The sequence below is a fragment of the Mycobacterium sp. 852002-30065_SCH5024008 genome (assembly GCF_001665645.1).
Taxonomy (GTDB): domain Bacteria; phylum Actinomycetota; class Actinomycetes; order Mycobacteriales; family Mycobacteriaceae; genus Mycobacterium; species Mycobacterium paraffinicum.
This window is the reverse complement of record NZ_LZSZ01000173.1, coordinates 17,159-29,145: the sequence shown is the minus strand read 5'-3', so window position 1 is coordinate 29,145 and position 11,987 is coordinate 17,159. Positions and strand designations below refer to the sequence as shown.

At 68.6% G+C, this 11,987-nt stretch carries 10 protein-coding genes; 5 read left to right on the top strand and 5 right to left on the bottom strand.

From position 1 onward, the window contains the following. Positions 1-184: 184 nt before the first annotated feature. Positions 185-1,345, top strand: coding sequence for an acyl-CoA dehydrogenase family protein (locus tag A5781_RS22245; RefSeq protein ID WP_067212095.1), 1,161 nt, complete (start codon positions 185-187; stop codon positions 1,343-1,345). A gap of 112 nt (positions 1,346-1,457) precedes the next feature. Further along, on the top strand, positions 1,458-1,901 hold the full coding sequence (locus A5781_RS22240) for a CD225/dispanin family protein (RefSeq protein WP_067211997.1): 444 nt from the start codon (positions 1,458-1,460) through the stop codon (positions 1,899-1,901). 7 nt (positions 1,902-1,908) lie between these two features. Here the strand turns inward: A5781_RS22240 and A5781_RS22235 are convergent, their stop codons facing one another. Continuing rightward, positions 1,909-2,868, bottom strand: a complete 960-nt coding sequence (locus tag A5781_RS22235) for an enoyl-CoA hydratase/isomerase family protein (protein WP_067211994.1) — start codon at positions 2,866-2,868, stop codon at positions 1,909-1,911. A gap of 3 nt (positions 2,869-2,871) precedes the next feature. After that, positions 2,872-4,389, bottom strand: coding sequence for a fatty-acid--CoA ligase FadD4 (fadD4, locus tag A5781_RS22230; RefSeq protein WP_067211990.1), 1,518 nt, complete (start codon positions 4,387-4,389; stop codon positions 2,872-2,874). 159 nt (positions 4,390-4,548) lie between these two features. On the opposite strand from fadD4, the gene A5781_RS22225 reads away from it, so the two are divergent. Further along, positions 4,549-5,649, top strand: coding sequence for a diguanylate cyclase (locus A5781_RS22225; RefSeq protein WP_067211985.1), 1,101 nt, complete (start codon positions 4,549-4,551; stop codon positions 5,647-5,649). A 16-nt stretch (positions 5,650-5,665) separates the two neighbouring features. On the opposite strand, the gene A5781_RS22220 is transcribed toward A5781_RS22225, so the two are convergent. The 3 genes from A5781_RS22220 to A5781_RS22210 all read right to left on the bottom strand — a co-directional run bounded on the left by A5781_RS22220 (position 5,666) and on the right by A5781_RS22210 (position 10,301). Next, complete coding sequence (locus A5781_RS22220) at positions 5,666-7,495, bottom strand: phosphoenolpyruvate carboxykinase (GTP) (RefSeq protein WP_067211981.1); 1,830 nt, start codon at positions 7,493-7,495, stop codon at positions 5,666-5,668. 149 nt (positions 7,496-7,644) lie between these two features. After that, positions 7,645-9,222, bottom strand: coding sequence for a hypothetical protein (locus tag A5781_RS22215; protein ID WP_067211978.1), 1,578 nt, complete (start codon positions 9,220-9,222; stop codon positions 7,645-7,647). After that, positions 9,219-10,301: a hypothetical protein gene (locus A5781_RS22210; protein WP_067211974.1), complete on the bottom strand. Its 1,083-nt coding sequence runs from the start codon at positions 10,299-10,301 to the stop codon at positions 9,219-9,221. Before A5781_RS22210 ends, A5781_RS22215 begins: the two co-directional genes overlap by 4 nt. A gap of 170 nt (positions 10,302-10,471) precedes the next feature. Between A5781_RS22210 and trmB the strand changes: the two genes are divergently transcribed. Both trmB and A5781_RS22200 read left to right on the top strand, forming a co-directional pair. Continuing rightward, positions 10,472-11,263, top strand: coding sequence for a tRNA (guanosine(46)-N7)-methyltransferase TrmB (gene trmB, locus A5781_RS22205; RefSeq protein WP_156624946.1), 792 nt, complete (start codon positions 10,472-10,474; stop codon positions 11,261-11,263). A 9-nt stretch (positions 11,264-11,272) separates the two neighbouring features. Continuing rightward, positions 11,273-11,977 (top strand): NYN domain-containing protein, encoded by a 705-nt coding sequence (locus tag A5781_RS22200; RefSeq protein ID WP_067212093.1) that lies wholly within the window; start codon positions 11,273-11,275, stop codon positions 11,975-11,977. Positions 11,978-11,987: the final 10 nt, after the last annotated feature.

The following is an 11,987-nucleotide window of genomic DNA, read 5'->3' as shown; positions in this document are numbered from 1 at the left end:
CCCGTCACTAGTCACAACGCCACATGCTGGCAGGGTGTGGAATCGAGGGTCAACCTCGTGGCGATCGCGAGCGCGGCGAAGCCGGGCGAAGCGGGTCGCCACCATCAACCTCGTGGCGATCGCGAGCGCGGCGAAGCCGGGCGAAGCGGGTCGCCACCATCAACGCTGGAGGAAGCGATCGCACGTGAATGACGAAGAGGACATGCTGGTGGCCACGGTGCGGGCGTTCATCGACCGCGACGTCAAGCCGACCGTCCGCGAGGTCGAGCACGCCAATACCTATCCCGAGGCGTGGATCGAGCAGATGAAGCGGATCGGCATCTATGGCCTGGCCATTCCCGAAGAATACGGCGGGTCGCCGGTGTCCATGCCGTGCTACGTAAGGGTTACCGAGGAGCTGGCCCGCGGCTGGATGAGCCTGGCCGGCGCGATGGGCGGGCACACCGTGGTGGCCAAGCTGCTGGCCCTGTTCGGGACCGAGGAACAGAAGCGGGCCTACCTGCCGGCGATGGCGTCCGGCGAGCTGCGGGCCACGATGGCGTTGACGGAACCGGGCGGCGGGTCGGACCTGCAGAACATGACGACGACGGCCTTGCCTTTTGCGGGTGCGGACGGCGCCCCCGGCGGTCTGCGGATCAACGGCTCCAAGACCTGGATCAGCAATGCGCGGCGGTCCGGGCTGATCGCGCTGCTGTGCAAGACCGATCCGAATGCCACGCCCCGCCATCGGGGCATCTCGATCGTGCTCGTCCAGCACGGGCCCGGCCTCACGGTGTCACGGGATCTGCCCAAGCTGGGCTACAAGGGCGTCGAGTCCTGCGAGCTGTCCTTCGACAACTTCGCGGCACCCGAGTCGGCGGTGCTGGGCGGTGAGATGGGCGAAGGCTTTTCGCAGATGATGAAGGGGCTCGAGACGGGCCGCATCCAGGTGGCCGCCCGGGCGCTGGGTGTCGGCACGGCGGCGCTCGAGGACGCGCTGGCCTATGCGCAGCAACGGGAGAGCTTCGGCCGGCCCATCTGGAAGCATCAGTCGGTGGGCAATTACCTGGCCGACATGGCGACCAAACTGACCGCCGCCCGTCAGCTCACCCGCTACGCCGCCGAGCGCTACGACAGCGGCGAGCGCTGCGACATGGAAGCCGGGATGGCCAAACTGTTCGCCTCCGAAGTGGCGATGGAGATCGCCCTGAACGCCGTGCGGATTCACGGCGGCTACGGCTACTCATGCGAATACGACGTGGAACGCTACTTCCGCGACGCCCCGCTGATGATCGTCGGCGAGGGCACCAACGAGATTCAGCGCAATGTGATCGCCGGACAGTTGGTGGCGCGGGGCGGTATCTGAGCGCGAGTCCGAATGTGCGGGCTTGACGTCGGGGCGTGCTGTATCCTTGCCTGACTTCTCAGCAAAGCTGCGCGGAATTAAAAGTTACTGCAACGAAAGAAAGTCGGCTGCCATGAGTTATCCCCCAGGGCCCTACGAAGGCTCCCCGGAATGGCAGGGCCAGCAACCGGAATGGCAGGGACAACCGCCGCCTTGGCAGGGCCAGCAGCCGGGTTGGCCGGGCCAGCAACCGGGTTGGCAGCCGCCGCAGCCGGGCTGGCAGGGCCAGCCGGAGCCGGAGAACTACCTCGTCTGGGCGATCCTGTGCACCGTACTGTGCTGCCTGCCGATCGGAATCGTGTCGATCGTGTACTCCACCAAGGTGTCCGGGCTGTGGGCCCAGGGGCGGTACCCCGAGGCGCAGGAGGCGGCCAACAACGCCAAGAAGTGGGCCATCATCGGTGCGGTCGTCGGCGCGGTGTTCGCGGTGATCATGGTGATCCTGTACGTCGCCATCGGCGTGATCGCCGTCTCGAACATGCCGTCGACCACGACCACCACGTATTCGGGCTTCTGACAACGCTTTAGGCGTCAATAGCGTCGACCAGGCCCCAGGCCAGCGCAGTGCCGGCGTCGATGGTGCGGCCGGACAGCACGAGATAGGCGGTGCGCCACCGGCCGATCCGGCGGGTGACGCTGAGCGTCCCGCCGGCGCCGGGGATCAGCCCCAGCTGAAGTTCGGGTAGCCCGAACACCGAATCGTCGCGCGCGGTCACCCATCCGCAGAACGCCGCCATCTCCAGCCCGCTGCCCAGCACTCGGCCGTGCACCTCCGCCCTGCAGGCGCGGCCGAGCCGGGCGGTCAGCGCATCGAGCGCCAGGGCGGGGCTGTGCCGGGTGCGGGCCAGGTGCGCGCTCGCCGGGTCGGCGAAGGTGCCGAATTCGGCGAGGTCGCCGCCGCTGCAGAACGACGGTCCGTTGCCGCTCAACACGATCCCGGTCACCGACGGGTCGAGTTGCGCGACGGTGAGCGCCTCCAGCAGCGCGGCCCGGGCGTCGGTGGAGAATGCGTTGTGGCGTTGTGGGCGGTTGAACGCGATGCGCATCGTGTCGCCGTCGCGGTGGGTCCGTACCGGCTCGGCGATGTCGGGCAGCCGGGCCGGACCGCGTTCTTGCAGCCAGCGCGCGAACTCGGGACCCGCCTGCAAGGTCGAATAGGCAAGCGACTCGGTCACCACCGCCGGTAGCGCGGGCCCACCCGGGTCGACCCCGCGCAACACGTCGTCACAGACAGTGCTGGCCTGCGGCCAGTTGTGGCAGCGCGCGGTCAACTCGGCCAGCGCGCCGGGCACCGAATCGACGGTGACCACCCGGCGATCGTCGCAGCGGTCTTCGGTCAACGTGAAAGTCGCCGCCTCCAACCATGATTCGTGGCGGGCGAGGTCCGCGGCCGCGCCGTAGGCCAGGATCAGCCCCGGCGGCGCCGCGGTGCCGGGTTCGGGGCCGGCAGCCGGGGGGCTCGACAGGTCCAGCACCCGGAGCATGGGTCACACCGAATATTTCTCGATCAGCCCGTTCTTGTAGAGCTTGCCGGTGTCGGTGCGTGGCAGCTGCGCCTCGAACGCGATCGAGCGCGGACACTTGTAGTGCGCCAGGCGATCTCGCAACCACGTCAGCAGCTCGTCGGCGAACTCGTCGGTGGCGTCCGCCGGGTCGACGGTCTGCACGGTCGCCAGCACGCGCTGCCCCATCTCGTCGTCGGGAACGCCGAACACGGCCGCGTCCAACACCTTCGGGTGGGTGACCAGCAGGTTCTCGGTTTCCTGCGGGTAGATGTTCACCCCGCCCGAGATGATCATGTGGTGGCGCCGGTCGGTGAGGTAGAGGTAGCCTTCGTCGTCGACGTAACCGATGTCGCCGACCGTCGTCCACCCGCGTTTGTCCCGGGACGCAGCGGTTTTCGCGTCGTCGTTGAGGTACTCGAAGCTGTAGCCGCCCGCGAAGTAGATCTCGCCGGGCCGGCCCGGCGGTAGCTCGTTCCCGTTCTCGTCCAGAATGTGGATCTCGCAGGCCATCGGCTTGCCGACCGAGCCCGGATGCGCCAGCCACTCCTCGGCGCTGATCAGGGTCGACCCGATCGCCTCGGAGGAGGCGTAGTACTCGTCGATGATCGGCCCCCACCAGTCCATCATCTGCTTCTTGATCTCCACCGGGCACGGCGCTGCCGCGTGCATCACCCGCTGCAGGCTGGACAGGTCGTACGAATTACGCACCGCCTCGGGCAGTTTCAGCATTCGGGTGAACATCGCCGGGACGAACTGGCCGTGCGTGACACGGTGACGCTGGATGGCGTCGAGGCAGCCTTCGGGATCGAATTTCTCCAGCACCACCGTGGTGACCCCGCCGGCCTGCGCGCTCATCGACCACACCGACGGCGCGGTGTGATAGAGCGGCGCCGGGCTCAGATAGATCGAATCCGGATTCATCCAGAAGCTGACCAGGGCCGACATCATGCCGGGCGCCTCGGACGGCGGCACGTGCGGCAGTTCGCGTTTGATGCCCTTGGGCCGGCCGGTGGTGCCCGACGAATACTGCAGCAGGTCACCTTCGCGTTCGTCGTCGATGGGGGTGTCCGGCTCGCCCGCAACGCATTCGGGGTACCGCTGCCACCCCTCGAGGTCGTCGTCCGCGATCAGCAGCAACCCGGGCAGGCCGCCCGGCAAATGCTCGGCCAGGTTCTCGCACGTCTTGCGCAGTGCCGCCGACCCGATGATCGCCTTGGCGGCACTGTTGTCGACGATGTAGGCGGCCTCGGCGGCGGTCAGGTGGGTGTTGATCGGGACGTAGTAGAGACCGCTGCGGCGCGCAGCCCACATGACCGCGTGCATGTGTTCGTTGTTCTCCATCAGGATCGCGACGGCGTCGCCCTCGACGAGGCCGGCGCGCCGGAAATAGTGCGCCAGCCGGTTGGCCCGCGCCTCCAGCTCATCGAAGGTGATGACCGTCCCGGACGGGTGAAGAATGACGGCGGGCTTAGCGGCGCCGACGTACTCGCGAATCTGCATGCGCAGACTGTACCGCCGAAAAACTTGACGGGTGTCAAGTGGTCACGGCCGACGGTACGATCGACCGAATCGGCGCAGGTGCGGCGCCGATCGGTGTAATGTACCGTCCCTTGACGGTGCCGGCTTTACACCCCGGCCAGTCTCGTACGGAGGTGCGCCATGGACGCCGAGCGCCTCTCCGCGCCCGCGCCGTGCTGCTCCGCAACCGACCGGCTTGGCCTCGACGACTACGTGGACGGCATGGAGCGGTTGCTCGAGGCGGTCCAGGAATTGTCGTTGGCGCGCAGCCTGGCCGAAATCCAGCGCATCGTCCGGTCCTCGGCGCGCGAACTCACCGGCTGCGACGGCGCCACGCTCGTGCTGCGCGACGACAACAAGTGCTATTACGCCGACGAAGACGCCATCGCCCCGCTGTGGAAGGGCAGCCGCTTCCCCATCGAATCCTGCATCAGCGGTTGGGCGATGCTCAACCGCGAGGCGGCGATCATCCCGGACATCTACCGGGATTCGCGCATCCCGCAAGGCATTTACCGCGCGACCTTCGTCAAGAGCCTGGTGATGGTCCCGATCCGCAAGCTCGAACCGATCGGGGCGATCGGCAACTACTGGGCCCACCTCCATCCGCCGTCCGAGCAGGAGGTCCGCCTGCTGCAGGCCTTGGCCGATTCGGCGTCGATCGCCATGGAAAACGTTCAGGTCTACTCCGAACTCGAACAGCGGGTCCGCGACCGCACCGCCGAGCTGGAAAGCGCCAACGAGGAGATCAGTCGGCTCTCCGTCACCGACGAACTGACCGGGCTCAACAATCGGCGCGGCTTCTACCTGCTGGCCGAGCAGAAGCTACGCGGGGCGCACCACCTCGGTCACAACTGCGCGCTCGCCTTCCTGGACGTCGACGGGCTCAAGCGGGTCAACGACGAGCAGGGCCACGATGTGGGCGACGCCCTGATCAAAGACGTCGCCCAGGTCCTGCGCGGCGTGCGGCGCGACTCCGACATCGTCGCCCGCCTGGGCGGCGACGAATTCTGCGTCATGGTCACCGAAGGCGACAATGGGACCGCTGCGGTCAAAGACCGCCTCGCCGAGGCATTCCGCTCCTTCAACGAGACCGGAGACCGGCCCTACCGTCTTTCCGCCAGCATCGGCCTGGTCCAGGCGCCCGTCGCCGAGCACGCGACCGTGGACGAACTGCTGGCCCGCGCCGACGAACTGATGTACGCCGAGAAGAGGGCGAGCCCCGATTCGCGGCGCGCGGGGTGATGGCGGTCAGCCCGACCTAGTCGGCGTCGGCCAGGCGCTGCTTGAGCGCCTCGAACTCGTCCTTGACGCCGGTGGGCAGCTTGTCCCCGACGAACTCGAACCACTCTTCGATCAGCGGAAGCTCCTGGCGCCACTCGTCGGCGTTGACCGCGAGCGCCTTCGCGACGTCTTCGGGTTCGACGTCGAGGCCGTCCAGGTCCAGGTCCGCCGCGGTCGGCACGATGCCGATCGGGGTGTCCTGGCCGCCTGCCTGGTGCTCGATGCGGTCGACGATCCACTTCAGCACGCGGCTGTTCTCGCCGAAGCCCGGCCACAAGAACTCGCCCTGGTCGCCGCGGCGGAACCAGTTGACGAAGAACACCTTCGGCATCTTGGACTCGTCGGAGTTCTTGCCGAGGTCGAGCCAGTGCTGGAAGTAGTCACCGACGTGGTAGCCGAGGAACGGCAACATGGCCATCGGGTCGCGGCGCACCGTGCCGACCTTGCCTTCGGCGGCGGCGGTCTGCTCGCTGCCCATGGTGGCGCCCATGAACACGCCGTGCTGCCAGTCGCGGGCCTGCGTCACCAGCGGCACCGTGGTCTTGCGGCGGGCGCCGAACAGGATGCCCGAGATCGGCACGCCCTGCGGGTCGTCCCACTCCGGCGCGAGGATGGGGCACTGCGACATCGGCGTGCAGTAGCGCGAGTTCGGGTGGGCGGCTTTGGTTTCCGTCTCGCGGATGTACCAGTCGTTGCCCTTCCAGTCGATCAGGTGATCCGGCTCGCCCTCCAGGCCCTCCCACCACACCTCGTCGTCGTCGGTGAGCGCGACGTTGGTGAAGACGGTGTTGCCCGCGGCGATGGTGCGCATGGCGTTGGGATTGGACTTCCAGTTGGTGCCCGGCGCCACCCCGAAGAAACCGAACTCGGGGTTGACCGCGTACAGCCGGCCGTCCTTGCCGAACCGCATCCAGGCGATGTCGTCGCCCAGGGTCTCCGCGCGCCAGCCCGGGACGGTCGGCTGCAGCATCGCGAGGTTGGTCTTGCCGCACGCCGACGGGAAGGCCGCGGCGAAGTAGTACGCCTTGTTCTCCGGGGAGATCAGCTTGAGGATCAGCATGTGCTCGGCCAGCCAGCCCTCGTCGTGGGCCATCGCCGACGCGATGCGCAGCGAGTAGCACTTCTTACCCAGCAGCGCGTTGCCGCCGTAGCCGGAGCCGTAGCTCCAGATCTCGCGGGTCTCCGGGAAGTGGGTGATGTACTTGGTGTCGTTGCAGGGCCACGGCACGTCCTGCTGGCCGGGCTCCAGCGGGGCACCCACCGAGTGCAGCGCCTTGACGAAGAACCCGTCGTCGCCCATCTTCTCCAGGGCTGCCTTGCCCATCCGGGTCATCGTGCGCATGGACACGACGACGTACTCCGAGTCCGTGATCTCCACGCCCAGCTTGGGGTCGTCCGCGCCGAGCGGGCCCATGCAGAACGGCACCACGTACATGGTGCGGCCGCGCATGCAGCCGCGGTACAGGTCGGTCATCACGGCCCGCATCTCGGCCGGTTCCATCCAGTTGTTGGTGGGGCCGGCGTCGATCTCGCGCTCGGAGCAGATGAAGGTCCGCGACTCCACCCGCGCCACGTCGGACGGGTCGGACAGCGCCAGGTAGGAGTTGGGGTGCTTCTTCTCGTGCAGCTTCGTGAACGTGCCCGCCTCGACCAGCTGACCGGCGAGCCGATCGAACTCTTCGGCGGAGCCGTCGGTGAACACCACGCGCTCGGGCTGCGTGAGCTCGGCGACCTCCCGTACCCACGACAGCAGCCCCTGATGCTTCGTGGGTGCGGTGTCCAATCCGGGAATGGTCGCTGAGGTCATCGAAGTCTCCTGAATTCTTCTGCGTACTCGGGCTTCTTTTGGGTGCCTATCGCATATGCGGTCGCCCACACAACGGTTGACATGGTGGCGTTAACTACAGGTTATCGTGAGCACCTTGTCGGGGAAGTCTCGGGCAGGTATAAGCCTTCTCACAACAACGATTCAGAAGATCCGTCAGAATCTCCATCGCCGCTCCTAGAAGCCGGTTTTTCGGTTCCCTCGATTTCTCCGTCCAATTTGCCGTCGGACGCTTCATCGGTGGCCGAAGTTATACCCGCTTCACCCAGTTCCGCACGAACGGCGTCCAGGGCCGCCAGCACCGTTGGCAGCTCCCGCTCCCGCGCGGCGGCGGCCCGCGACGCGGCCATGGCATGGGCGCGCAGCTCGCGGTCGATGGCGCTGACCTGGTCGCTCACCTCGGCGTTCTCCACCTCGTCCTGGGCCAGCACCGCTTTGCTGAGCACCGACTCGGCCACCAGGACGCGGGTCGCCACCAGCTCCTCCGCCACCGATCGCAGCGACGAGGTCACATCGCCCGCCCAGCGGTCCAGCAGCGCCCGGTCGCGCAGCAGGCTACGAATATTGACCACCAGGAGGGTGACCGCCAGCCCGATCGCCACGCACGTCACCGCCGCGACGACGGACAGCGCGGGACTGAGCCGAGCGGCCGGCCCGCTCATCAACCGGCTCAGGGTCAGCGCCACGCCCAGGCCGAACCCGGCGCCCAGCAGCATCATCAGCCAGGTCTCGTGCCGCCGCGATTTCAGCGGGGGCGGAGGGACGTCGACCGTCGGCAGCTCCTCGACTGCCGGCAGCGTCGTCGCGACCCCCACCACTTGCGCGACATCCGCGAGGTGGCTGGCCGTGCCCTCGTTCACTTCGGCGACCACCTCGTCCAGCCGGCCACGCGTGTGCGCCTCGAAGCCGGGCATGTGGCGCCGGGACAATCCCGCGGCGTCTTCCTGCAGCTCGCTGCGCACCGATGAGCAACGATTGCGCGCGAAGTGGGACAGCTGGACCCGCGCCTGCTGAATCTGACCGCGCAACGTGATGGTGCGCTCGGTCTTCGCCTCGCGCCGCTGCCGCAACGCCGTGCTGCGCTCGTCGCGCAGCGCGTCGACCCGTGCCCGCCGCCCGGCCCCGTCGGCGTCGCGGTCGAACCGCTGCACGACGGTCCTGAGCCGGAACTCCCACGCCCGCAACCGGTTTCGGCGCGCGAGCTCGGAGTCGGCCAACCGCGTCGACAGCGTCTGCACCAAATCGTCGACGTCCTGCTCGCCGAGGTCGGGCAAGGCGGCCGCTCCCACCCAGGGCACGCCGCGGTAACGCGGCGCGTGCGCGGCCAGCGTGTCGCGGTTGGCGGCCAGCACGTCGCGCCAGGCGCGGTGCACGTCGATCTTGGACACCACTGGAACCACCACATCGGTGTGCGCGGCGGCGGCGTCCAGCAGCGCACAGTCGGACTGCGTGAGGTGGGCCGCCGCCGAGACGACGAACACCACCGCCGTCGGCGCCTCGCCCGGGCCCAGGTCCACCGACTCGACGAACTTGTGCTCCGCCAGCCGCTCGCGCAGCGCCGCGGCCACCGCCGTCACCCCGGCCATCCACGGCCCGGTCACCAGCACCACGTCACGGCGGTGGATGGCGGGCGCATCCAGCTCCGGACCGATGCTCGCCACCAGCGCGTCGACTCGAGCGACCGGATCGTCGTGCTTGTCGGCGCTCATCGCCAGTCCCCCAGCGTCTCCCCGGGCAGCGACCCGCAGGCCTGCGACCACAGCCGCATCGATCCCCTGGCGATGTCCGCCCCGCAGGCGCGGTGCAGCTCGCTCGCCGACACCCGGCTGTAACGCTGCCACCGCACCGCGCGCGGCAGGTGCGCGGACGGGTCACGGTCCCAGTCAGCCGGTTCCCCGTGGTCCGGGCCCAGCCCGGCCGCCTCCGCCAGGTCGACGGCGGCCGCCATCCGGGCGACCACCGTGTCGTCGTGGGACAGGAATCCGCTGATCGTCTCGTCGCTGACCGCCAGCGCCTCCAACTCCGCGACGGCGTCCAGCACCCGCTGGTAGCGCACTTCGGCGCCGGCGATCGCAATGTGGGACAGCACGGCGTCGACACCGCTCGTCCGGCGCAGCAGCGCGCGCACCTGCGCGGCCGTCCTGCCCTGCCGGACCGCGGCGACCCCGAGCGCGATGCCGAACAGGTCCAGGGTGTTCAGCAGGCGCAGCCGCACGTCGGCCGGCACCGGATTGTCCGCCGACATGAACCCGGCGAACGAGCCGTCGAGGGAGGCGGCCACCCCGGGGTGCGCGGCCAGCGTCCGCAGCGCCGCCCACAGCGGGGCGTCCAGGTCGTCGACCGCGGCGACGGCGAGCAGGCCGGCCATCGGCACCGTGGGCACGCCCACCAGTTCGGCAAGCTCCGCGCAACGCGTTCGCGCTGCCGCGATCGGCCCGTCCCCGCGGGCGAGGGACCCGGCCAGGTCGGCTTTGTTCAGCACCGCCAACACCGGGCGCGCGGCGGCGGCGATCGCGTCGATGTCTTCCGGCTTGACCACCTCGGTGGTCACGTACACGACGACGTCGACTTCGCGACCGCCGGCGGTCGTCACCGAGATCCCCGCGGCGGCTCCGGCGCGGTCCAGCGCCCGCGCCACCGTGGCGCACCCCACGCCGTGGCGTCCCCGGACCAGCGCGCGCAGGGGCGCGGCCGTTCGCTCGGCGATGGCCGTCACGCGAGGGTCGGCGTGGCCGGCGGCGAATCGCGCCAGCTCGTCGACGAAACCTTGGTGTCCTTGTCCGCTCATCGTCCCCTCATGTCCTGCGTTCGGTTCGATGGATCCGACCCGGGGGCCGGTCGGGTCCCACCGAATGGTGGCACTTGCGTCACTTTGATGCGAGCCACCGATTGACTGTTACCAGCTGAAGGCAACTGTTGGGTATCAATCTGGACCAGGGGCGGCTACATCACTCGGTTATGGGCCACCATGGACAAATGCATGCGCAACCCCGGGCGGGAGCGTTCCCCGACGCGCCTGAGGAGGAGTCGGACGACCGTCGCGGCCAGCGCTACCTTCCGGCATCGAGCTTTCGCTCCCGGCGATCCGCCCTTTCCGATGCCCAGCGGCAGACTTGGGAGCGGCGCTGGCCGGAGCTGGGCCTATCCCTGGACGCCCCGGCCGGCGAAGGCGAGGGCGGCGGGGGCCCGCGGCTGGACACCCGCGCATGGTTTGGCCGCCAGGCGCCGCTGGTGCTCGAAATCGGTTGTGGCAGCGGCATATCCACGCTGGCAATGGCTAAGGATGAGCCCGATGTCGATGTGATCGCGGTGGAAATCTACAAGCGCGGGCTGGCGCAACTCCTGTGCGCGATCGACCGCGAGGGGGTCGGCAACATCCGCTTGATCCGCGGCAACGGGGTCGAGGTGCTGCAGCGGCTGATCCCGTCCGGTTCCCTGACCGGGGTGCGGGTGTTCTTTCCCGATCCCTGGCCCAAGGCCCGTCATCACAAGCGCCGGTTTCTGCAACCGGGCACGATTGGCCTCATCGCCGACCGGTTACTCCCTGGTGGTGTCCTGCACGCCGCGACGGACCACCCCGGGTACGCCGAACACATCGGCGAGGTCGGCGACGCCGAGCCGCGGCTGCGTCGCGTCGATGCCGGCAGCCGGCTGCCGATCTCGGTGGTGCGGCCGACCACGAAATACGAGACGAAAGCCCACGAGGCGGGCAGCGCCGTGACCGAATTCATCTGGCTACGACATGAGTAGGCGATGACCATGAGCCTGGCGGAAGAACAGACCACGGCAGCTGAACCTTTGCCGGCGTTGCCCGACGATGCGCTCGGAAGCTTCTCACCGCCGGGCGGGCGCGTGTTGCTGGTGTGGGACGCGCCCAACCTCGACATGGGCCTCGGGTCGATCCTGGGGCGACGCCCCACCGCCCTGGAGCGTCCGCGGTTCGACGCCCTGGGGCGCTGGTTGCTAGCGCGCACGGCCGAGATCAGTGCCGGCCGGCCGGGCGTCGTCGTCGAACCCGAGGCCACCGTCTTCACCAACATCGCGCCCGGCAGCGCCGACGTGGTCCGCCCCTGGGTGGACGCCCTTCGTAACGTGGGATTCGCGGTCTTCGCCAAACCGAAGATCGACGAGGACAGTGACGTCGACCGCGACATGCTCGCCCACATCGAACTGCGACGCAGCGAAGGGCTGGCGGCGCTGGTGGTGGCTTCGGCCGACGGCCAGGCGTTTCGTCTACCGCTGGAGGAGATAGCACGCTCCGGGGTCACCGTTCAAGTCATCGGATTTCGCGAACATGCGAGTTGGGCGCTAGCGTCGGATACCTTGGACTTTGTCGACCTGGAAGACATCAGCGGTGTGTTCCGGGAGCCCTTGCCGCGAATCGGCCTAGATTCGCTGCCTGACCAGGGAGCATGGCTGCAGCCGTTCCGGCCGCTGTCCGCTCTGTTGACCGCGCGTGTGTGACACTGGAAGA